This window comes from Vibrio sp. B181a, from assembly GCF_030248375.1.
Taxonomy (GTDB): Bacteria; Pseudomonadota; Gammaproteobacteria; order Enterobacterales; family Vibrionaceae; genus Vibrio; species Vibrio campbellii.
The window spans coordinates 24183-48497 of sequence record NZ_JAHGAD010000025.1; the positions used below are offsets into that span (position 1 = coordinate 24183).

The 24315-nt window shown below is 47.2% G+C and carries 15 protein-coding genes; 3 read left to right on the plus strand and 12 right to left on the minus strand.

Annotation, left to right across the window (positions count from 1 at the left end; all coding sequences use genetic code 11):
• The first annotated feature begins 7 nt into the window (after window positions 1-7).
• Window positions 8-3241, plus strand: coding sequence for a carbamoyl-phosphate synthase large subunit (carB, locus tag KIO97_RS12795; protein WP_285382840.1), 3234 nt, complete (start codon window positions 8-10; stop codon window positions 3239-3241).
• Window positions 3242-3340: 99 nt separating this feature from the next.
• On the opposite strand, the gene KIO97_RS12800 is transcribed toward carB, so the two are convergent.
• Window positions 3341-3805 (minus strand): hypothetical protein, encoded by a 465-nt coding sequence (locus KIO97_RS12800; RefSeq protein ID WP_285382842.1) that lies wholly within the window; start codon window positions 3803-3805, stop codon window positions 3341-3343.
• Window positions 3798-4709, minus strand: a complete 912-nt coding sequence (locus KIO97_RS12805; protein ID WP_038888962.1) for a hypothetical protein — start codon at window positions 4707-4709, stop codon at window positions 3798-3800. Before KIO97_RS12805 ends, KIO97_RS12800 begins: the two co-directional genes overlap by 8 nt.
• Before the next feature lie 251 nt (window positions 4710-4960).
• Between KIO97_RS12805 and KIO97_RS12810 the strand changes: the two genes are divergently transcribed.
• The gene (locus tag KIO97_RS12810; RefSeq protein ID WP_009707726.1) at window positions 4961-5740 is read left to right on the plus strand and encodes a TSUP family transporter; all 780 of its coding nucleotides are present in this window, start codon (window positions 4961-4963) and stop codon (window positions 5738-5740) included.
• Here the strand turns inward: KIO97_RS12810 and KIO97_RS12815 are convergent.
• The 10 genes from KIO97_RS12815 to gltB (KIO97_RS12860) all read right to left on the minus strand — a co-directional run bounded on the left by KIO97_RS12815 (window position 5676) and on the right by gltB (KIO97_RS12860) (window position 22806).
• The gene (locus KIO97_RS12815) at window positions 5676-6536 is read right to left on the minus strand and encodes a LysR family transcriptional regulator (protein ID WP_105064787.1); all 861 of its coding nucleotides are present in this window, start codon (window positions 6534-6536) and stop codon (window positions 5676-5678) included. The two genes, KIO97_RS12810 and KIO97_RS12815, sit on opposite strands and share 65 nt — an antisense overlap.
• A 130-nt stretch (window positions 6537-6666) precedes the next feature.
• Window positions 6667-7287, minus strand: a complete 621-nt coding sequence (locus KIO97_RS12820) for a TRIC cation channel family protein (protein WP_005425397.1) — start codon at window positions 7285-7287, stop codon at window positions 6667-6669.
• A gap of 77 nt (window positions 7288-7364) precedes the next feature.
• Window positions 7365-8189, minus strand: a complete 825-nt coding sequence (btuF, locus tag KIO97_RS12825; protein WP_285382845.1) for a vitamin B12 ABC transporter substrate-binding protein BtuF — start codon at window positions 8187-8189, stop codon at window positions 7365-7367.
• Window positions 8189-9142 (minus strand): cobalamin biosynthesis family protein, encoded by a 954-nt coding sequence (locus tag KIO97_RS12830; protein ID WP_285382847.1) that lies wholly within the window; start codon window positions 9140-9142, stop codon window positions 8189-8191. Before KIO97_RS12830 ends, btuF begins: the two co-directional genes overlap by 1 nt.
• A 14-nt stretch (window positions 9143-9156) precedes the next feature.
• Window positions 9157-9852, minus strand: a complete 696-nt coding sequence (gene mtnN / locus KIO97_RS12835; RefSeq protein ID WP_005436177.1) for a 5'-methylthioadenosine/S-adenosylhomocysteine nucleosidase — start codon at window positions 9850-9852, stop codon at window positions 9157-9159.
• Between the two features lie 65 nt (window positions 9853-9917).
• Window positions 9918-10346 (minus strand): DUF1499 domain-containing protein, encoded by a 429-nt coding sequence (locus tag KIO97_RS12840; protein ID WP_285382848.1) that lies wholly within the window; start codon window positions 10344-10346, stop codon window positions 9918-9920.
• 91 nt (window positions 10347-10437) lie between these two features.
• Window positions 10438-11850, minus strand: a complete 1413-nt coding sequence (locus KIO97_RS12845; protein WP_005436181.1) for an FAD-dependent oxidoreductase — start codon at window positions 11848-11850, stop codon at window positions 10438-10440.
• 20 nt (window positions 11851-11870) lie between these two features.
• Window positions 11871-16334: a glutamate synthase large subunit gene (gene gltB / locus KIO97_RS12850; protein WP_285382850.1), complete on the minus strand. Its 4464-nt coding sequence runs from the start codon at window positions 16332-16334 to the stop codon at window positions 11871-11873.
• 452 nt (window positions 16335-16786) lie between these two features.
• A complete protein-coding gene (locus tag KIO97_RS12855; RefSeq protein ID WP_050905358.1) occupies window positions 16787-18256 on the minus strand; it encodes a glutamate synthase subunit beta in 1470 nt (489 codons plus the stop codon).
• Window positions 18256-22806 (minus strand): glutamate synthase large subunit, encoded by a 4551-nt coding sequence (gltB, locus tag KIO97_RS12860; protein WP_285382853.1) that lies wholly within the window; start codon window positions 22804-22806, stop codon window positions 18256-18258. The genes KIO97_RS12855 and gltB (KIO97_RS12860) overlap by 1 nt, the downstream gene beginning before the upstream one ends.
• Window positions 22807-23360: 554 nt before the next feature.
• Between gltB (KIO97_RS12860) and KIO97_RS12865 the strand changes: the two genes are divergently transcribed.
• On the plus strand, window positions 23361-24305 hold the full coding sequence (locus KIO97_RS12865; RefSeq protein WP_285382855.1) for a TIGR01212 family radical SAM protein: 945 nt from the start codon (window positions 23361-23363) through the stop codon (window positions 24303-24305).
• The last annotated feature ends 10 nt before the right edge of the window (window positions 24306-24315 follow it).

Here is a 24315-nt window from a genome sequence, read left to right on the forward strand (position 1 = left end):
GTAGATAATGCCAAAACGTACTGACATTCAAAGTATTCTTATTCTTGGTGCTGGTCCGATTGTTATCGGTCAGGCATGTGAGTTTGACTACTCTGGCGCACAAGCGTGTAAAGCACTGCGTGAAGAGGGTTACCGAGTTATCCTAGTAAACTCTAACCCTGCAACCATCATGACTGACCCAGACATGGCGGATGCAACTTACATCGAGCCAATTCAATGGGAAGTGGTTCGCAACATCATCGCGAAAGAAAAGCCGGATGCAGTACTACCAACAATGGGTGGTCAAACTGCATTGAACTGTGCACTAGACCTAGAGAAGCACGGTGTTCTTGAAGAGTTCGGCGTTGAGATGATTGGTGCGACTGCTGACGCAATCGACAAAGCGGAAGACCGTTCTCGTTTCGATAAAGCGATGAAGTCTATCGGCCTTGAGTGTCCACGTGCAGATACTGCAAAAACGATGGAAGAAGCTTACGCTGTTCTCGATATGGTTGGCTTCCCATGTATTATCCGTCCATCATTTACTATGGGTGGTACTGGTGGCGGTATCGCATACAACAAGGAAGAGTTCGAAGAAATCTGTCGTCGTGGTTTGGACCTATCTCCAACCAACGAACTTCTTATCGATGAATCTCTTATCGGTTGGAAAGAGTACGAGATGGAAGTGGTTCGTGACAAAGCGGACAACTGTATCATCGTATGTGCGATTGAAAACTTTGACCCAATGGGCATCCACACGGGTGACTCAATCACGGTTGCACCAGCGCAAACACTAACAGACAAAGAATACCAGCTAATGCGTAACGCATCTCTAGCAGTACTGCGTGAGATTGGCGTTGAAACTGGTGGTTCTAACGTACAGTTTGGTATCAACCCGAAAGATGGCCGTATGGTTATCATCGAGATGAACCCACGTGTATCTCGCTCTTCTGCTCTAGCTTCAAAAGCAACAGGTTTCCCAATCGCTAAGATTGCAGCGAAACTAGCAGTTGGCTTTACGCTAGACGAGCTAATGAACGACATCACTGGCGGCGCTACGCCAGCATCATTCGAACCAACAATCGACTACGTAGTAACTAAGATTCCTCGTTTTAACTTCGAGAAATTTGCTGGTGCTAACGACCGTCTAACGACGCAAATGAAGTCTGTTGGTGAAGTTATGGCTATTGGCCGTAATCAGCAAGAATCTCTACAAAAAGCGCTTCGCGGCCTAGAAGTTGGCGCGACTGGCTTTGACGAAATGGTTGACCTAGATGCACCAGACGCACTGACGAAAATCCGTCATGAGCTGAAAGAAGCAGGCGCAGAGCGTATTTGGTACATCGCGGATGCATTCCGTGCGGGTATGTCAGTAGATGGCGTATTCAACCTAACGCAAATCGACCGTTGGTTCCTAGTTCAAATCGAAGACATCGTGAAGCTTGAGCAAGAGCTAAAAGCAAAAGGCTTCGCTGGTCTAAACAAAGAAGAACTTAACAAGCTGAAGCGCAAAGGCTTTGCTGATGCGCGTCTATCTAAGATTCTAGGTGTTGCGGAAAGCGAAATCCGCCGTCTACGTGACCAGTACTACATCCACCCAGTGTACAAGCGCGTTGATACGTGTGCGGCTGAGTTCTCTTCTGATACAGCTTACATGTACTCATCTTACGATGACGAGTGTGAAGCAAACCCAACAGACAAAGACAAGATCATGATTCTAGGCGGCGGTCCAAACCGTATCGGCCAAGGTATCGAATTTGACTACTGTTGTGTACACGCATCGCTAGCACTGCGAGAAGATGGCTACGAAACTATCATGGTTAACTGTAACCCTGAGACTGTTTCTACGGACTACGACACGTCTGACCGTCTGTACTTCGAACCAGTAACACTGGAAGACGTACTAGCAATCGCTCGTGTTGAGAAGCCAAAAGGCGTTATCGTTCAGTACGGTGGTCAAACACCACTTAAACTGGCTCGTGCACTTGAAGCGGCTGGCGTGCCAATCATCGGTACTAGCCCAGATGCAATCGACCGTGCAGAAGACCGTGAGCGTTTCCAAGTTGCTGTTGACCGTCTAGGTCTTCTACAGCCAGAAAACGCGACAGTAACGACGATGGAGCAAGCGGTAGAGAAATCTCGTGAAATCGGTTACCCACTGGTTGTACGTCCTTCTTACGTACTTGGTGGTCGTGCGATGGAAATCGTATACGATGAGCAAGACCTACGTCGCTACTTCAACGAAGCTGTGAGCGTATCAAACGAGTCTCCAGTACTACTAGATAGCTTCCTAGACGACGCAGTTGAAGTCGATATCGATGCTATCTGTGACGGTGAGCGTGTGGTTATCGGCGGTATCATGGAGCACATCGAACAAGCGGGTGTTCACTCAGGTGACTCAGCATGTTCTCTTCCTGCATACACGCTAAGCCAAGAAATCCAAGACGTAATGCGCGAGCAAGTTGAAAAGCTAGCGTTTGAGTTGGGTGTTCGTGGTCTGATGAACACGCAGTTTGCGGTTAAGAACAACCAAGTATACCTAATCGAGGTGAACCCTCGTGCAGCGCGTACAGTACCGTTTGTATCTAAAGCAACGGGTGCACCAATCGCTAAGATTGCTGCGCGTGTAATGGCGGGTCAATCGCTTGAAGCTCAAGGCTTTACGAAAGAAATCATCCCACCTTACTACTCAGTGAAAGAAGTTGTACTTCCATTCAACAAATTCCCTGGTGTAGACCCACTGTTAGGCCCAGAAATGCGATCTACTGGTGAGGTTATGGGTGTTGGTGCAACGTTTGCAGAAGCTTACGCGAAAGCAGAATTGGGTTGTGGCAACATTTACCCAGAAGGTGGTCGTGCACTATTGTCTGTTCGTGCAGGTGACAAAGAGCGTGTTGTGGACCTAGCGTCTAAGTTGACAAAACTTGGTTACCAGCTAGATGCAACACACGGTACAGCAGTGATTCTAGGCGAAGCGGGCATCAACCCACGTCTAGTAAACAAAGTACACGAAGGTCGCCCTCACATTCTTGACCGTATCAAGAACAACGAGTACACCTACATCGTAAACACGGCTGCTGGTCGTCAAGCGATTGAAGACTCTAAAGTTCTGCGTCGTGGTGCACTGGCTGAGAAAGTGAACTACACGACAACGCTAAACGCTGCATTCGCAACTTGTATGGCACACACGGCAGATGCGAAGAGCACAGTAACTTCGGTTCAAGAGCTACACGCAAAAGTGAAAGCTAGCCTAGAAGCGTAATAGATAAAAATCAGTAAGCCCGAAAAATAGGGCTTATATGACAACCTCATTGCCCGCTCATTTGAGCGGGCTTTTTTTTATTTAATTAAGCAACTTGTTCTACTTGTTGATATTTTGCATTTGTCTTCGATGCTCTCTACGGCTCTGAGCTAATTCATAGTAAAAGGTTATGAAGGATTTGTAGGAAGGTGTATTCATCAAATAAAGAGCAAGAATGGGGAGAGCAAGGGCTACCAACCACAATAGGTCTCCTAATTTTGCTTCTGAAACTCCAAAACATATCGCAATGAAAATCTGTATCGTGGCATTGAAAATATTGATTGGGTTTAAGAACTTTAAACCATGAATAATGATCATCCCAAATGGAATCGTTACCAAAAGTGCACCAATGCCCATCATTACTACCCAAAAGTAGAATGGACCGTAAGTGGTTGAAATATCGATTAGTTGATCCAGAAAGAAAGTATTTAATCCTCCCCCCATTGTTAAAAGCATTATTGCACTTAAAGCTGTAGCGATGCTTTTAGCGGACAGAATGAAGACTTCTTTTTCTCTACTATTCAATGGAAAACTCCTCGTACACACCCACTGCAATAGCACCGACGTTGCCGGAGGTTGCACTGCCCACGAAACTGATAGTTGCACCAATGGCATCTTTTAGTTGAAGTTGGATGGCATTACTGATCTCTTGTGAAGAGTATCTTCGTTTTACGCTTCCTGAACGTACTAGTTGTTTAAAGGCTTTTGCAGATAAGTTTGGAATGTTTTGCTTCGAAATTTCTTTCGTGAGCCTTGCTCGTTCGTGTCGATTCAAGCCTTTTAAGACTTCACTTAAGCTTTTTCCTGAGCTCTTCTGTAGATTATTTATAGTTTTTATTGTGGCTGTGCCAGAGGCTCCAACACCGACCAGAGATATGTAATCGAGGGCTTTAGATGTATTTTGATACCAAGCTTGCGAGTCCAGTTCATCTAGCTTTTCTGGAGCAAAACTCTCAGCTCCACTTCTGCCTATACCCACCATGCACTGAACGGTAGAGGCAGCTGCAGCACTGTATCCCAAATAAGTAACGGCAGCACTCGTACCTCCCGAAATTGGAATCGCGCCAACGCTACCAACTACCACAATCCAACCTAAAGCAGCTGAAGCACAGCTTAAGCTTGCTCCAATAAGCTCAGAAGCTAACTTAGACTCTCTATTCGAAGACTTCAGTTCTTTAGCGTAGCTATCAGCAGACATAGGAGACGTCGGCTCTTTTAAAATAATGTTGATAGGGTTGACGCGACAACTGGAGTTGAACTTTCGAAGAGAGATTATCGTTGAATCACCTGCGATATAAATAACCCCAGCCCCCGAAGTTTCAGGCCTAGAGTCTATGACTTTGAAGAGCTGTTTTAGATTTACGGTTTGTTCTATACGAGAGCGTAACTGTTGCTCTTTTATTGATGGGCGAATCCCTAAAGCATCCATTGTTTTCACTTTCTATGAGATTGAATTTACCAGATTAGGCCAGTGTTTTTCTTTCCCATCAAAAAATTGAAATGCTCTTGAGAGTCAATTCTATTGTAAATGTAATTGATACATTTAACGTATCATTTCTTAGAACCTTCTAATTGATGAAAATATGGAATAGGTTAGTGTCTTGAGTTTCCTTTTGTGCGTTTGCTGGGCAGTGCTATCGTTGCTTCATCTTGGTTACAAATATTTACAAGGGCGCACAAGTGGAAGTTACGTTCGAAATCTTAATTGCATTGTTTTTTGTCGCATCCGCTGCGGGATTTATTGATGCGATGGCGGGAGGTGGTGGCCTCTTGACGCTGCCTGCTTTGTTGGCCGCAGGCTTAAGTCCTACTCAGGCATTGGCGACCAACAAACTCCAAAGCTCGTTTGGAAGCTTTTCTGCTAGTTGGTACTTTGTGCGTAATGGCATTGTTAGCCTGAAAGAGATGCGCTTAGCGATTCTATGTACCTTTATTGGTTCTGCTATTGGCGCAGAGGCTGTGCAGTTTATCGATGCCGGTGTGCTCACTAGTCTTATCCCTGTCTTGCTGATCGCGATTTCACTCTATTTTTTGCTCTCTTCAACTTCGAAAGCCGCGGAAGGGGAGCCAAAGCTCTCTGAAGCGATGTTCGCTTTGTGCGTCGGTGGCGGCGTGGGCTTTTACGATGGCTTTTTTGGTCCTGGTACTGGCTCTATCTTTGCGCTTTGCTTTGTCGCACTGGGTCACTTCTCTTTGGTTGATGCGACCGCTCGTACTAAGATTCTCAACTTCACCTCAAATATCGCGGCTCTGCTGTTCTTTATTCTTGCTGGTTTGCCTGTGTGGGAAATCGGTCTGACCATGGCTGTGGGGGGCTTTATTGGTGCTCAGCTTGGTGCCAAAGTAGTGGTGACCAAAGGCCAAAAGTGGATTCGACCTTTGGTGATTACTATGTCTATGCTGATGGCCGCGAAACTTCTCTGGCAACAACATCACCAATGGTTTCTATCACTGTTTTAACTCTTGGTGACTGGTACACGTTTTGCCTAACGCAGATATGAATCGGTCGAATTAAAGATGTCAGTTGTTCGAACATAAAGCAGTTATGGTCAGGGATCTTTAACGCTCTAACGATCGATAACGGTATTAATGCTGGCGCTGCCCCTCCAAGTGCAAGTTGGGCTGCTGCAGTGTAGGCATCCATTTCCATCAATGGTTTGATGCCGATTTTCTCTAATGCAGGCAGTTGGTAGCTATTGGACGGGTTAGCTAAATCATTTGTGATGACTTTTTTCGGAAGTTCATTCAGTGGTTGATCACTAACGAGGAAAAAAGGTTCATCGCACAGATGAAAAGCCATCAAGCCGTGATGTGGTGGAAGCAAACCAGCGCAAAGCCCAATGGTCGCTTTACCGGATTGAACTCGCTCAACGATTCTAGGGCTGTGGTTGGTGGTTATAGTTAAGTACTGATCTTGCTTGAGGTAATCACCAATGGTTTTTCCAAGATAACCCGCAATAAGAGACTTTGAGCTATCGAGGGTGATTAATGATGTGTCCTCTAGCTCTTGCTGTTCATAAATAAGGCCACGTAACTCGTTAAAAGATGGGCCAATATTCTCGATCAAAGCCATGCCATCAGGTGTGAGTTTAATGGTTCTCCCTGACGGTTCTACTAGCTTCTTTCCCAGTTTTTTCTCTAGGTTCGCGATACGTTTACTCACCGCAGATTGGCTGATATACAGCAAACTCCCAGTGCGACTCATCGTTTTTGCTTTACTTAAAACTAATAGTGTTTCGATGCCTTCCAGTAACATGTCTATCCATGAATGTTGGGAATAATAGGCCTAATATAGCCAAGCTTGAGATGAGAAGCGACAGGTGATTTTACAAACAAAAAGAGCCGACGTTTCAGTCGGCTCTTGTGCGTAAATTGATTCGTATCGATCAACGATTGATAGCAAAGGTTGGCAGTGACAAGTGCCAGCGAATCGCACCAAGGCGAATAATCAAGGTTGAAATGACACCTGCGAGTAGGGCGACTGAATGGTCGTGCCCCATACTCAATGCCGTTGTATGGAAAATTCCGCCTATGATACATGCGGTCGCGTAGACTTCGCTTCGCAGCACCATGGGTACCTCACGAGCCAGCACATCACGGATAATGCCGCCACCGCAGCCAGTGATCACGCCCATGATCACCGCTACCATGCCAGAAGCATTGTAGGCGAGGGCTTTCTCGACACCGATACCGACGAATACCGCTAAACCAATTGCGTCACAGACAGGTAGAACCCACCAAGGCAAGCGCTTAGGGCGACGAATGAGAATCATCGTGAGCAAACAAGTGATGAAAATTACCCAAAGATAAGTGGTGTCAGTGATCCAGAAGACCGGGGTTGCGCCAAGCGCCATATCACGAATAGTGCCGCCGCCAATAGCTGTCACACTACCGAGTACGATCACACCGAAAGGATCCATCTTTAATCGGCCTGCGAGTAAAACGCCAGAAACCGCAAAGACAGCAGTACCGAATAAATCGATCATATAAAGCAGCATGGAGTCCATGTTACTTGGTACCTTTTAAACAAATTGTGGGGGAACAGAAATGGGACGGAAATTGTACGGGATTTCCAACGAAAACGTTAGCGTTTTTGCCGAACGGTTTCAAAGTGTTCACACACCTCTGTGATCGCGTTTAAGGTTCTTGGGGTTGGGCGGTTGATCCAATCGGAATTGAGTGACCAAACGTGGTTGTTCTTTAACGCAGGGATGTCGTTTTTCCATTCTGCCCACATGCCATCATTACTAATGGCATGGCGAGAGGTAAACAGGACTTCGGGTTGGCGAGTAATCACTTGCTCGATGCTGACTTGTGGGTAAGGGGCACTGCCTTTAGCAAAGATATTCTCGCCACCACAGAAGGTGAAGACTTCACTTGGCCAGTTCTTGCCCGCAACGGTGATGATCGGTTTCTCACTTAATTGATAGAAGTAACTGACTTTATCCTCGGTATTGTATTTTTCTTTTAATGCTTCTAACTGCGCGCGGAATTCTGCGGCGGCTTTTTGCCCAACTTCTGGCTTCTCACTGTACTGGCTAAGTTGCTCAATGTTCGTAGCGATGTCTTCTAACGTTCCAGTCGTTGAGTAGTAGATAGGAATTCCAAACTGCTTGAGCTTTTCAAGTTCTTTGGCTGGATTACCTGCTGGCCAAGCGATAACCAAATCGGGTTGAAGGGCAATGATGCGCTCTAACGTGATGCCTTGATAGTTTGATACTTTCTCTAAATCTTTAGCTTGCTCTGGGTAGTCACTCATCTCGCTGACGGCAATCAGCTTGTCACCAAGACCTGCAGAATAGGCGATTTCTGTTGAGTGTGGTGCCAGGCTGATGACGCGTTGAACTGGTTCATTGGCAAAAGAAGCGGCAGAGAAGATAAGAGGAAGAGCAAAGCAAAGTTTGTTCATCATAGTCCTTGATAAATGAGTCCGAGAATCAGGCTTTGGATAACGATCCAAGCAAAAATACGCCATACAATTAGGGTTTGGATTTGTGCCAAATGAATAGCAGATGGCGCTATACGACCACCAATTTTCGCTCGTTCAGCTCTTTGACCTTGGTACAGCGCTGGGCCGCCAAGTGACAATTGAAGCTTGTTACCAATCGAGCACAATAACCAAGCTGGCCCTGGAAGTGGCCAAGACTTCGCTTGTTGAAGCATAGCAGTCGAAACACTCGATAGGTTTTTACCCATGCTAATGAACACGGCAAATAAGCGCAAAGGAACAATCTCCAATGCAGCCATTAGCTGAATAGCAGGCTTACCAAAAGGTGAATACTGGCGGCGACTTGGGGACCAAGCACGAGCTAGCTCTGCCGTTAGGCGATACATTAATGCGCCAATTCCACCAGTCAATCCATACCAGAACAACACGCACACAACGTTACGTCCGTAACCCATGATGATGGTCTCTGCACCAGCTTTACCAATGCCAAGCAGTGATAAGCTCTCGGTATCTCGATTAAGGTAAGGTTTTAGTAGTGCTCGGCACTGCACTTTGTTCTCATTCGACATTGCTGTGACCAGTTGTTTCGCAAGTGATTCGTTGTTTCGCCAGTCGAGAGCAATAAGCAGCAATGCCAGCTCAAATAAGGGCGCTTGCCAAACTAAAGGTTTCATCGCGAGCAGTAATATCAAGCAGGGTACAAGCATAAGAAGCAGTGCGAGTCCGCCAGAGAGAATGCTTTGTGAGTAGTTGTGGTTGTTATTAACTTTGTTCGCCAGTTGTTCTGCGAATTTATGCCACAAAGTCACAGGATGAGCAGCGTGAGGAATAGGGATTAATAAGTGGAATAGTAATGCGCCCCACATGACGAGGAGCGCACCATTGGCATAGAGCTGTTGAAATATTTCTTCCATGAAATTCTGGGGACTTACTTAGTCAGTTCCAACATTTTGCATACCATTTCTGAAGAGCTTTTCGCTGCTAGCGGTAGGAACTCTTCGAAGCTCATTGGCGATTCTTTGTCTGCTACGTCAGAGATAGCACGAACAACAACAAACGGTGTGTTGAATTGGTGACAAGTTTGAGCGATAGCAGATGCTTCCATCTCTACAGCGATAACTGAAGGGAAATGTTTACGGATAAACTCTTGGCGTTCTGCTGTGCAAACAAACGCATCACCAGTACAGATCAGGCCGCGAACGGCGTGAGTGTTTTCCATTTGAGCCAGTGCTTTTTCAGCAAGGTCCATTAACTTCTCATCCGCTTTGAATGCTGCTGGTTGGCCTGCCATTTGACCCATTTCGTAGCCAAACGCAGTTACGTCTGCATCGTGGTGACGAACTTCTGTTGAGATTACAACGTCGCCTAGGTTTAGGCTTGAATCGAAGCCACCCGCAGAGCCAGTGTTGATAACCACATCTGGTTGGTACTCGTCTAGCAGAATAGTTGTGCCTACTGCAGCCGCTACTTTACCGATGCCAGATTGAAGTAGTACCACATCAACGTCGTTAATCTGACCAGAGAAAAACGTACAACCTGCTTTGCTTACTGTTTGGCAGTTTGTCATTGCTTCTTTCAGGATGGTGACTTCTTGTTCCATCGCACCGATGATACCAACTTTCATAACACTCTCTTTCGATAAAAATTTAAGTTGGCGAGAGTATACCACTCTGCACCAATATGTGGTCGTTATTTGATTAACTCAGCATTCGCCAACAGTGAACGTAATTGTTCGGCACGCTTACGGTTCACGCCAAAGTCTGAATAGCCAACGCGAGATTCTGAGCGAACAATTAACTGATCGCCTTCGAGCTTAAGCTCTAAATCGTCCACAAAGCGCATGATTTTAGATGTACATTCGATACGTAGATAATTGCCTTCTTTAACGGCTGTCTTCGCGCCTGGCAGTTCAAGCGCCACTTGCTCAATTGCATCGATGTTCGTGGATTCGGTTAGGGTGAATGGTGTTAGGTTGTATTCTTCACGCGTGTCTTGGGTGGAGACGCAGTTGGGTTTGTCACCACAAGGTGATTGAGAACGATCCGTCATGGTTGTGACTCCTTGGCTACAAGCGGTTAAGCCGAGCAAAGTAATGGAAAGGAGAGCGGCTTTTTTCATTGGTTTTATCCCTTATCTTAGGAATTTAATTATATGTAATAAAAGAAAAAAGGATCCAATAGTAGGATCCTTTTTGAGACGTTAACAGTGATTAAACTTCAAGGTAATCGAGAATACCTTCTGCGGCTTTTCGACCTTCATCAATCGCGGTCACGACCAGATCTGAGCCTCGTACCGCATCGCCACCAGCGAAGATCTTTTTGTTGCTGGTCTGGAATTGGAACTCTTGTTTCGCAGGAGCTTTGATGCGGCCCCATTGGTCCAACTCGACATCAAACGGAGCTAGCCAGTCCATTTTGTGTGGCTGGAAACCAAACGCCATGATAACGACGTCTGCTGGTAGAACGTGCTCGCTGCCTTCTACTGGTTCTGGGCGTCGGCGGCCTGCTTCATCAGGCTCACCAAGGGCAGTTTTCACCACTTTGACCCCTGAAACCTTACCTGACGCATCGACTTCAATTCCTAAAGGCTGAAGGTTGAACATGAACTTCACGCCTTCTTCCTTGGCGTTTTTCACCTCGCGGCGAGAGCCTGGCATATTGGCTTCATCACGACGGTAAGCACATACCACGTTTGACGCGCCTTGGCGGATAGAGGTACGAACACAGTCCATTGCGGTATCACCACCACCGAGTACCACTACGCGTTGCTTTGCCATGTCGATAAATGGTTTATCGTGCTCCAAGCCCATGACCTTGTACGTATTTGAAATCAAGAATGGCAGAGCATCGTAAACGCCCGGCGCACCTTCATTTTCTAGTCCCGCACGCATGTACTTGTAAGTACCAACCCCCAAAAAGACGGCATCGTACTCATCAAGTAGCTCTTGCATCTGCACATCTTTACCTACTTCGATGTTCATCTTGAACTCCACGCCCATCTCGGTAAAGACGCGACGGCGGTTTTCCATCACGCCTTTTTCAAGCTTGAACGAAGGGATACCGAAGGTCAGTAGGCCTCCAATTTCAGGGTAGCGGTCAAATACGACAGGTTTCACGCCATTTCGCACTAGGATATCAGCGGCTGCTAAGCCAGCTGGGCCTGCACCAATGATGGCAACCTTTTTATCGGTCCATTCCACCTTAGACATGTCAGGCTTCCAGCCCATTTCAAAGGCTTTGTCGGTAATGTATTTTTCAACGTTACCTATAGTGACTGCACCAAAGTCCTCATTGAGAGTACAAGAGCCCTCGCATAGACGATCTTGCGGACATACTCGGCCACAAACTTCAGGCAAGCTGTTAGTTTGGTGCGATAGCTCAACGGCTTCGAGGATACGACCTTCATTGGCTAACTTTAGCCATTGCGGGATGTAGTTGTGGACTGGGCACTTCCATTCACAATATGGGTTACCACAATCCAAGCAGCGATCCGCCTGCGCAGTCGCTTGTTGTTTGGTAAATGGTTCATAGATTTCAACGAATTCGATCTTACGCACTTTGATAGGTTTCTTCGCAGGATCTACGCGTTGAACATCGATAAATTGATAAACGTTCTGACTCATGATTCAAACATCCTCCATGATTACTGGGCTTGAACGCGCAGTTCTGCGGCACTACGACTCTGGTGACCAAGTAGCGTGCGCAAATCCGCCGCTTGTGGTTTCACCAAGTAGAACTTTGGAATCCATTCATCAAAGTTCGCCAAGATATCTTCTGCGTGGCTAGAGCCGGTTTCTTCAAGATGTTCGGCAATAAGACCACGTAAGTGCTCTTGATGGATGTAGAGATCCGACAGAGAAATCGCTTCAACAGATTCGTTATTCACGCGACCTTGGAAGTCTTGGTTCTCATCCAATACGTAAGCAAAACCGCCAGTCATGCCTGCGCCAAAGTTCACGCCTGTTGCGCCAAGAATGGCAACAATACCACCAGTCATGTACTCACAAGCGTTATCGCCAGCGCCTTCAATGACGGCAATCGTACCTGAGTTTCGTACGCCGAAACGTTCACCGGCTTTACCCGCCGCAAACAGCTTACCGCCGGTCGCGCCGTACAGACAGGTGTTACCAATGATGGTCGCTTCATTACATTTAAATGCAGTGCCAAGGTGAGGCTTGATAACCACCTTACCGCCAGCCATGCCTTTACCTACGTAGTCGTTGGCATCACCAGTGAGGTAAAGCTCTACGCCTCCCGCGTTCCAAACGCCAAATGACTGACCAGCAGTGCCATCCAAGTGCAGTTTGATTGGCGTTGCCGCCATGCCTTGGTTGCCGTAACGCTGAGCGATTTCACCTGATAGGCGAGCACCCACAGAACGGTCGGTGTTGATCACGTTGTAGAAGAAGCTAGCAGATTGACGTTTTTCAACCGCTTGTAGTGCATCTTCGATGATCTTGTTGTTTAGCTCTGCTTTATCAAATGGTGTATTTGGTTGTGTCCAGTAAAGAGGGTGTCCTTCTGGAGAGACTGGTGCTTCAAGGATATTCGACAGATCTAGTTTGGTTTGTTTTGCTGTCAGACCTTCAACGGTTTCCAACAAATCGGTACGACCGATCAAGTCAGTCAGTTTTTCAACACCAAGTTCAGCGAGCAATCCGCGCACTTCGTCCGCCAGACCGATGAAGTAGTTCATCACCATTTCCGGTAGGCCTTTGAAGTACTCTTTACGCAATGTCTCGTCTTGAGTCGCAACGCCAGTAGCACAGTTGTTGAGGTGACAAATACGTAGGAATTTACAACCCATTGCCACCATTGGCGCAGTACCAAAACCGAAGCTTTCCGCACCGAGAATCGCCGCTTTCACCACGTCTAGACCCGTTTTTAGACCACCATCTACCTGTAGACGTATCTTATGGCGTAGACCATTGGCAACCAGTGCTTGTTGTGTCTCTGCCAGTCCCAACTCCCAAGGGCTACCTGCGTATTTCACTGAAGTTAATGGGCTTGCTGCAGTACCGCCGTCGTAACCCGAAATGGTAATGAGATCAGCGTAGGCCTTCGCGACGCCTGTTGCGATGGTGCCGACACCAGGTTCAGATACTAATTTCACCGAAACCAGCGCATTTGGATTGACTTGTTTTAGGTCGAAGATCAGCTGGGCTAAGTCTTCAATCGAATAAATATCGTGGTGCGGAGGAGGGGAGATCAGAGTCACCCCCTGTACCGAATAACGCAGTTTTGCGATTTCTGCGGTGACTTTGTGTCCCGGTAACTGACCACCTTCGCCCGGCTTCGCACCCTGTGCGACCTTGATCTGCAGTACGTCTGCATTGGTTAGGTAGTGAGGCGTAACACCAAATCGACCTGAAGCAATTTGTTTGATGCGCGAGTTACGCTCTGTACCGAAGCGACGTGGATCTTCACCACCTTCACCTGAGTTAGAGTAACCACCAAGGCGGTTCATCGCTGTTGCAAGTGCTTCGTGCGCTTCTGGACTAAGTGCACCAATGGACATCGCCGCAGAATCAAAGCGTTTGAAGAGCTCAGTGCTAGGCTCAATTTGCTCTAAAGGTCGCGGGGTGTCTGATTTTTTCAGCGCCATTAAGTCACGCAGCATGGCAACAGGGCGTTGGTTCACCTGCTTAGCAAAGCTCTGATAATCGTTACTTTCGCCTGATTTAACCGCAGTTTGCAGTGTGCCAACCACGTCTGGGTTGTAGGCGTGATATTCACCACCGTGGACATATTTCAATAGACCACCATGCTCGATGGCCTTACGTTTTGCCCAAGCTTTACGAGAAAGGTTGTACAAATCTTGTTGGAAGTCGTCGAAGTTCGCGCCTTCAATACGAGTTGTAACACCTTTAAAGCACAAATCGACCACTTCTTGGCTCAAGCCAACCGCTTCAAACAGTTGCGAGCAGCGGTAAGAGGCGATCGTAGAAATCCCCATTTTCGACATGATCTTGTACAGACCTTTGTTGATGCCGTATTGGTAGTTTTGCATCACATCGCGATAGTCTTTTTCTAGCGCTTTATCATCAATTAGCTTACCTAGCGCTTCATAAGCTAGGTATGGGTAAACTGCAGTGGCGCCAAAGCCAAGCAAGACAGCAAATTGGTGTGGGTCACGAGCTGTTGCAGTCTCAACAACAATGTTGGCATCACAACGTAAGTTGGCATCGATCAAGCGAGTTTGAACCGCACCGACTGCCATTGCTGCAGGAATTGGCAACTTGCCTTTGACTAAAGCGCGATCTGAAAGCACGACTAGAACCGTGCCTTCACGGACAACGTGTTCTGCTTGTTCACACAAATCATCAATGGCTTGTTTGAGATCTTTTTGTTGTGGATCGTAATTGATATCGAGAATGGTATTACGGTAGTGATCGTCACCAAGCTCAAGCAATTGCTGCATGTCTGAGTAAAGTAATACTGGCGAATCGAAGGTCACTCGGTAGGCGTGGCCATCGGTTTCACAGAAGACGTTCATCTCCTGACCGATACTGGTCGCCAGTGACATAACGTGTTTTTCACGCAATGGATCGATTGGCGGGTTGGTTACCTGAGCGAACTTCTGACGGAAGTAATCAGTCACCAAGCGCTCTTTCGACGAGAGAACGGCCATTGGGGTGTCATCACCCATGGAGCCGACCGCTTCTTGGCCCATATCACCAAGAACACGCAGTACTTGATCGACCTCTTCATTGCTCATAGCAAATTGCTTTTGATAAGTCTTGAGTAAGTCTTCATCAAAGCTGCGCTCACCCACTTGATCTTCAGGTAGCTGAGCAAAAGGAGTGAGTTTGCGAACGTTGTTTTCCATCCATTCGCGGTAAGGGTGGCGGGATTTCAGATCGTTATCGATCTCGCTAGACTGCCAAAGCTTCCCTTTACGAGTATCGACAACCAGCAGTTCACCCGGACCAACACGGCCTTTCTCGGCAACTTCATCGGGAGCGTAGTCCCAAATCCCTACCTCTGATGCTAGGGTGATAAATTTGTCCTTGGTAATCACATAACGTGCAGGACGCAGACCATTTCGATCTAGGTTACAGGCAGCGTAACGGCCGTCAGACAATACGATACCTGCCGGACCATCCCATGGTTCCATGTGCTTAGAGTTGAAGTCGTAAAACGCTCGCAGATCCGGGTCCATGTCTGGATGGTTTTGCCATGCTGGTGGCACAAGCATGCGCATGGCACGGAAGATATCCATACCGCCAGAAAGGAATAGATCCAACATATTATCTAAGCTGGAAGAATCTGAACCTGTCTCGTTCACAAACGGTGCTGCGGTTTGTAGGTCTGGCAGCAGTGGTGACGAGAACTTGTAAGCTCGCGCTCGCGCCCACTGTCTGTTACCTTCGATAGTGTTGATCTCACCATTATGTGCAAGGTAACGGAACGGTTGAGCCAGAGGCCAACGCGGTTGAGTGTTGGTAGAAAAACGCTGGTGGAACAGGCAGATAGCGGATTCCATGCGTAGATCAGCAAGATCAAGATAGAAGCGCGGTAAGTCCGCAGGCATGCACAAGCCTTTGTACACCAAAACTTGTGTCGACAAGCTACAGATGTAGAAGTCAGGATCCTCGGTGATTTGTTTCTCGATGCGACGGCGTGCAATATAGAGGCGACGCTCAATGTCACGCTCGCGCCAACCTGCCGGAGCAGAGATAAAGACTTGCTGAATGTTTGGAAGTGAATCGGCGGCGATTGGGCCGAGTACTTCTGAATTGGTTGGTACTTCACGCCACCCTGCTACCGTCAAAGTCTCTTGTGCGAGCTCTTTGTTGATGATGTCTTTGGCGAGTTGGGCTTTCACCGGATCTTGGTTGAAGAAAATCATCCCAATGGCGTATTGCTTGCCAAGGTTGAAGCCATTTTCTTCAGCGATAAGGCGTAAATAGGAATCGGGCTTTTGTAAAAGAAGACCACAACCATCACCGGTTTTACCATCGGCGGCGATACCACCACGGTGGGTCATGCGATCAAGTGCAGAAATTGCTGTACGTACCAGCTTGTGACTTTGCTCGCCTTCCATGTGCGCGATCAAGCCAAATCCACAGTTGTCTTTCTCAAGACTTGGATCATAAAGAGCCATTGCAATTCTCCCTTTGCTTATCTGTCATCCCGACAGATATATCAACACTGCTCAAGTTGATAATGATGACTAACTATGCGTCACTTTCTAAGTTTTATGTATATCTATTCAATAAAATTCGTCAAATATCTTAACAAAAATTGTGTGTTTTATTTTCACCAAATTCACAAGCTATAGCTTATTGTAAAAAAGGTCAAGTTATTAGTGAATCATCGCGTGAATATGCGATTTACCATTTAAATAGCTGAAATAGTTCAAGGAAAACAGTGAGATAGAAAAGTGATTGTTACAAAAAAGTAACATTTGATTCTGGAGGGAATAAAAAAGACCAGCACAAAATGCTGGTCAAAATAAAAAGATTGGAAGGAACTGTTTTCTTTCCTGACGACCAGCCATCGATAGTACTGATGGCTGGGTTTATGCTCCGAAAAGAGGAAGTGAGCGCACTCCCTTTAAGCTGAAAGCATCAGTGAATCTGCTTTTGCTTCTAGGTTCGTGCCACCCATTAGGTAATCATCGATAGCACGGGCACATTCGCGGCCTTCATTGATACAACGAACCACCAAAGATTGGCCTGTTCGCATATCACCAGCAGCAAATACACCTTCTTGGTTAGTAGCAAAACCTTGAGTTGCTACGTTACCGCGATCATCTAGCGCGATATCCAGTTGAGCAAGTACGCCTGTTGGTTCTGGATGCAGGAAGCCCATCGCTAGGAAGGCCATATCACATGGGATCACACGCTCGCTACCTTCAACTTCTTTGAAGCTTGGACGCTCGCCTGGTTTCGCATCTTGCCAAACGATATCAGCTAAACGAAGGCCTGTAACTTCACCTTTGTCATTGCCGATGAACTCTTTGGTTAGGATATTCCAGTGACGATCAACACCTTCCTCATGAGACGTCGAAGTACGTAGGATCATCGGGTACTGTGGCCATGGCATATTGGCAGGACGTTTCTCTGGTGGAATCGGCATGATTTCAACCTGAGTGATGCTTGCTGCACCGTGGCGGTTTGATGTACCTACACAGTCAGAACCCGTATCACCACCACCGATAACGACAACATGTTTATCCGCGGCGTGAAGTTCTTCACCCTTAAGATCCATGTTGTTGGCACGGCGGTTGTTTTGACCTAGGAATTCCATTGCGAAGTGAACGCCTTTTAGTTCACGACCCGGAACTGGCAAATCACGAGGAACGGTTGAACCACCCGTTAGTAGAACCACATCGAATTCTTGACGCAGCTGCTGAGCGTTCACATCAACACCAACATGTTGGTTAACTTTGAATTCAATACCCGCTTCTGCCATTAGGTTGATCTTACGATCAATCACATCCATACCCAGTTTGAAGTCTGGGATACCAAAACGCAGCAGACCGCCCACTTTCTCGTCTCGCTCGAATACTGTCACAGTATGACCGGCGCTGTTTAGCTGCTCAGCAGCCGCAAGGCCAGCAGGGCCCGAACCGATGATCGCAACAGTTTTACCTGTGCGAGAGCGTGGTGTTTTTGGTTTGGCGTACCCTTCACGATACGCCGTTTCTACGATGGTTTTCTCGATATTACAGATGGTGATTGGGTCTTGGTTGATGCCAAGTACACAAGCACTTTCACACGGAGCAGGGCAAACACGACCAGTGAACTCTGGGAAGTTATTGGTTGAGCTTAGAATGTTCCATGCTTCTTCCCAGCTATCACGATAAACCGCATCGTTAAACTCTGGGATGATGTTACCGATAGGGCAGCCGTTATGACAAAACGGCACACCGCAATCCATACAACGAGAAGCCTGAGTATTGATCTTGTCACCAAACTCCTCGTTCAGAACGAACTCTTTGTTGTTCTTGATGCGTTCAGCTGGGTCGATCTTCTGTGGTAGTTCACGACCATGCTCTAAAAATCCAGTAGGCTTACCCATTATACGGCCTCCACTTGAGTTTCGTTTCCTTGAGACTGTGCTTCAGCTTTACGCTTTTGAAGAACCGCTTTGTAGTCACGCGGCATTACCTTAACCATAGAGGCTAGGCTTGCTTCAAAGTTGTCTAGGAAAGACTGAGCGACTTCACTTCCTGTGAATTGAACATGCTTAGTTAGCATGTCGAGTAATAGATCTCTGTCTTCTTGCTCGATTGGATCTAGGTCTACTAGCTCTGGGTTCAGTTTTGACTCAAAGTCACCTGATTTATCCCATACGTAAGCCACGCCGCCACTCATACCTGCGGCAAAGTTACGACCTGTTGAACCAAGGATGATGGCTGCACCGCCCGTCATGTATTCACAACCGTGGTCACCAACGCCTTCTACTACTACTTTCGCGCCTGAGTTACGAACACAGAAACGTTCGCCAGCCATACCGCGAATGAAAGACTCACCCGAAGTAGCACCGTAGAAACACACGTTACCAACCACGATGTTGTCTTCTGCGACAATGCTTGATTTCGCGTCTGGGTAAAGTACTAAGGTACCGCCAGATAAGCCTTTACCCCAGTAGTCGTTCGCGTCGCCTTCCACTTCAAACTTCACGCCCTTAGCGAGGAATGCACCGAATGACTGACCCGCAGAACCTTTGAACTTCACGTTCATTGGTTGAGGTAGACCCGCATCTTTGTACACTTTCGAGATTTCGTTCGACAACATGGTACCTGCAGAGCGGTCTGTGTTGACGATAGGGAATTCGGCATTCACCGCTTCGCCTTTCTCGAGTGCAGGAATCGCTGCTTGAATCAGCTTGCGGTCCAGCACTTCTTCTAGGTTGTGGTTCTGCTGAGCTTGGTTGAATACACCATCAGCTTCGCGTGGTTGCTCAACGTGAAGAACAGGAGACAGATCTAGGTTCTTGTATTTCCAGTGAGAAACGTCTTGGCGAATCTTCAGTTTTTGTCCTTGGCCAACCATCTCATCGATAGTGCGGAAACCAAGTTCAGCCATGATTTCACGTAGACCTTGTGCCATGTATTGGAAGAAGGTGACGACGTCTTCTACGCGACCATCAAAGCGCTCACGAAGTGTCTTGTTTTGAGTCGCGATACCAACAGGACAGGTGTTCTTATGACACTTACGCATCATGATACAACCTTCAACCACCAATGCTGCGGTTGCCACGCCCCATTCTTCTGCACCAAGTAGTGTTGCCACTGCTAGGTCGCGAGGTGTCTTCATCTGACCATCCGCTTGAACCACGATACGGTTACGCAGACCGTTCTTCAGAAGCGTTTGGTGCGTTTCAGCCAAGCCAAGTTCCCAAGGAAGACCGGTATGACGGATTGAAGACATTGGGGATGCACCAGTACCACCATCAAAACCTGCGATGAGTACAACGTCCGCTTTCGCTTTCGCTACACCAGAAGCGATCGTACCTACGCCTGCTTCCGATACCAGCTTCACGTTTACACGGCCCGCGCGGTTCGCGTTCTTCAAGTCGTAGATAAGCTGAGCCAAATCTTCGATTGAGTAGATATCGTGGTGTGGCGGTGGCGAGATAAGGCCAACGCCCGGAGTAGAGTGACGTGTTGCACCGATCCAATCATCCACTTTATCGCCTGGTAGCTGACCACCTTCACCTGGCTTCGCACCTTGAGCCATTTTGATTTGCAGCTCTTCAGCGTTAGTTAGGTAGTAAGAGGTTACGCCGAAACGACCTGAAGCCACCTGCTTGATTGCAGAGCGTTCCCAATCGCCGTTCTCTTTGCGCTCGAAACGCATTGGGTCTTCACCACCTTCACCAGAGTTCGATTTCGCGCCAAGACGGTTCATCGCAACAGCTAGTGTGGAGTGTGCTTCGTAAGAAATAGAACCGAATGACATTGCACCTGTCGCGAAGCGTTTCACGATGCTTTCAATTGGCTCGACTTCGTCGATAGAGATAGAACCGGCAGGGTTCTTAATGAACTCAAGTTGGCTACGCAGGGTTACCGCGTTGTCACCTTGCTTATCTACAGCAGTCGCGTATTGCTTGAACTGATCGTAGTTCTTGTTACGCGTAGACTCTTGCAGTAGAGAAATAGTCTCTGGGTTGAATAGGTGCTTCTCACCACGCTGTTTCCATTGGTAAACACCACCAACATCCAGCATTTGAATTGGGATTTCGCGTTGTGGGTAACCGATGCGGTGACGGATCAGCACTTCTTTGGCGATATCATCAAGGGTTAGACCTTGGATACGAGAAACGGTACCTGTGAAGTATTTGTCTACCACTGATTTGTGGATGCCCAACGCTTCGAAGATTTGCGCACCATGGTACGACTGTAGCGTTGAGATACCCATCTTCGAGAAGATCTTCAGAAGACCGCCATTGATCGCTTTACGGTAGTTGTTGAACAGATCGCGAGGGTTCGCTTCTGGATCCAACTTCTTAGTACGTTGAAGTTCAATAATGGTTTCAATCACTAGGTAAGGGTTAACCGCATTCGCACCGTAACCAAGTAGTGTTGCAAAGTGGTGCGTTTCACGCGCGTCACCGGTTTCAACCACGATGTCACACTTCGCGCGTAGACCTTTACGGATCAAGTGGTGGTGCACTGCGCCAACTGCCAGCATTGCAGGGATCGCCGCGTGGTTTGAGTTCACTGCACGGTCAGTTAGAAGGATGATTGAGTAACCATCGATAACCGCGTCTTCTGCGTATTGGCAGATACGTTTTAGTGCTCGCTCAAGCTTGCCTTGATCTTCATTGGCTTGGAATACGATATCCAGCGTCTTCGCTTGTAGGTGCTCGTTATCGATCGCACGCAGTTTTTCAAGCTCTGAGTTCGCCAGAACAGGTGATTCCAATTCTACTTTCTGACAGTGAAGTGGTGTTTCAGTCAGAAGGTTTTGGTCTTTACCCAAGTAAGTGTTCAGCGACATAACCATACGCTCACGGATCGGGTCGATCGGTGGGTTAGTTACCTGTGCAAACAGCTGCTTGAAGTAGTTTGAAAGGTGCTGAGACTGATGAGAGAGAACCGCAAGAGGCCAGTCAGCACCCATTGCTGATAATGGCTCTTTCGCATCATTCGCCATTGGAACGATGATTTCGTTCACTTCTTCAGTGCTCACACCGAAAGCTTGTTGACGGTGTAGCAAACGCTCTGGAGAAGGTTGACTGAACTGGTTGCTCGCATCTGGTAGCTTCTTCAAGCTCAGCAGGTTTTCTTCTACCCACTTCTCGTAAGGCTGCGCCGTTGCGATGGTGTCTTTCACTTCTTCATCAGAGATGATGCGACCTTGCTCTAGGTCTGCAACGAAGATACGACCTGGTTGTAGACGACCGCGGAACTCTACGTTCTCTGGTTCAATATCCACAACACCAGATTCAGATGCCATTACTAGGAAGTTGTCTTTGGTCACTGTGTAGCGAGAAGGGCGCAGACCGTTACGGTCTAGTGTCGCACCAACTTGAACACCATCAGTAAAACATACTGAAGCAGGACCATCCCATGGTTCCATGATGTTCGCGTGGTACTGATAGAATGCGCGACGCTTAGGATCCATGTTTTTGTTTTCTTGCCATGCTTCCGGAATCATCATCATCAATGCGTGTGGCAGGCTGCGACCAGAAAGAACTAGGAGCTCAAGTGCCATGTCAAAGTTAGATGAATCCGAGCTGCCTTCCTGACAGATTGGAAGAAGCATGTCGATTTCAGCCTGAGTAAACAGGTCTGATTCTAGGATTGCCTCACGGGCTTTCATCCAGTTCAAGTTACCGCGAACTGTATTGATTTCACCGTTGTGGGCAATGTAACGGAAAGGCTGTGCAAGACGCCATTTCGGGAAGGTATTGGTAGAGAAGCGAGAGTGTACCAGTGCCAGTGCGGTCACCATGGTCGGGTTTTGTAGATCAAGGAAGTACTGAGGTACTTGCTCGGTCGTTAACTGACCTTTGTACACCAATGTCTTGTAAGACATGGAGTTAATGTAGAAGTCGTCACTAATGTTCGAGACGCTTTCTAGGCAAACACGTACAGTGTAGTTACGAAGTACGTACAGTTTGCGCTCTAGTTCTTCAGGTGTGATGCCAGGGCCACCAGAGATAAACACATGCTCAAACTGAGGTTCTGTGCTTAGTGGGTCTGCACCGATCATTGAGTTGTCGGTTGGCAATACACGGTAGCCGATAACTTCAAGATCTAGACGTTGTGCGTTACGTTCTAGAATGTCACGGCATTGCTCGCGTTTGTATTCGTCTTTCGGGAAAAGAACGACACCAACACCATACTTTTCAAACGAAGGCAGTTTAATGCCTAACTTAACGGCTTCTTCTAATAGGAATTCATGAGGTTTTTGTAGCAAGATACCCGCACCGTCACCGCTGCACGGGTCACAACCTTGACCACCACGGTGTTCCATGCGAGCCAGCATATCCAATGCTTGAGTCACTACTTCATGAGATTTACGGTTTTTAAGGTGAGCAACAAAACCGATACCACAAGCGTCATGCTCCAGCTCCGGAGTGTACAGACCCTGTGAATTTTGCTCTCTATCTACCATAGATACATCCTTCCAGTTCAATGTCGACGCAAGAATCCCGGACAGATCTCGACTGCCTTAGGTGCGCTCTTTGCGTCTTGTCCTTTATATTTATGATTCGCCACTGGCCGAGGTTGACCAGTCTTGATTCCTTTCCGTATCTCGCAGGAAAAATTTTGCGAGAAAAACAATCCTTGGTGATATCCCTTTATTTATTGCCACAATTTAGTGACTTATATAGGTGGGATCGGGGTATCGCCGACAATTCCCGCAGTTATTGTTGTAATAAAAGTCACAAAAACAACGGGGTTGTGTAAGTATCCTACAATTTTGTGACTTGAGAATGCAACGAAAAGTCGCTTTTGTGACCCAATTTTTTCGTTTAAATATTCACTTTTTGTTTAACATTTGCGCAACATTGCGGGTTTTGGGGTGGTTTTATGCAGTTTTATTGATTTCACACCGCTACCTGTTTGTTTGAATTGACTAGAATTATTTGTTTTTTCTTGCAGGGATGTAATTTATTTACATGAATCGTAGTGAGATTTATTACGGTTTACTATTGGTGAGAATCTATGCAGTTACATGAGTTGGTCAACACATTAGGCCAAGATCTTCAGCGTCGTTACGGCGAAAAAGTCCATAAGCTGACTTTACATGGTGGCTTTAGCTGCCCAAACCGCGACGGCACGATTGGCCGAGGTGGTTGTACATTTTGTAATGTGGCTTCATTTGCTGACGAAGAAGTTCAGATCAAAAGCATTCACGAGCAATTGAAAGATCGTGCTGGAGAGATCCATCGAGCGAAGAAGTATCTGGCTTATTTTCAGGCGTACACCAGTACCTATGCAGAAGTACAAGTTCTTAAAAACATGTACGAAGAAGCCCTCAAGGCGGCTGATATCGTCGGCCTTTGTGTGGGCACTCGTCCTGATTGCGTTCCTGATTCGGTACTAGATCTGCTGTCGGATTACGTGAATCAAGGTTATGAGATTTGGCTAGAGCTAGGTCTTCAAACGGCCAACAATGGCACCCTCAAGCGTATCAACCGCGGTCATGATTTTGAGTGCTACGCAGAAATCACCAAGCGTGCTCGTGCACTTGGTATCAAAGTGTGTACTCACCTGATCGTTGGTTTGCCGAAAGAGACACGCGACGACAATGTTGAAACACTGCGTAAAGTGCTCGAAGTCGGTACTGACGGCATCAAGCTTCACGGTCTACATATTGTCGAAGGCAGTACTATGGCAAAAGCGTGGCGTGCTGGAAAGCTAGAAGCGCCTGAGCTTGAAGAGTATGTGGCTATCGCCAGTGAAATGATCCGCATGACGCCAAAAGAGGTGATTTATCATCGTGTTTCTTCTGCGGCGCGTCGTCCAACCTTGCTATCACCACTGTGGTGTGAGAACCGTTGGCTCGCGATGACCGAAATTGGTCGCGCATTGGACCGAGAGGGCGCACAAGGTAGCTTAACTGGTGATGCTTTCATCTATAGCAAACCAGAATTAAAGGCAGAATGATCGATTAAGA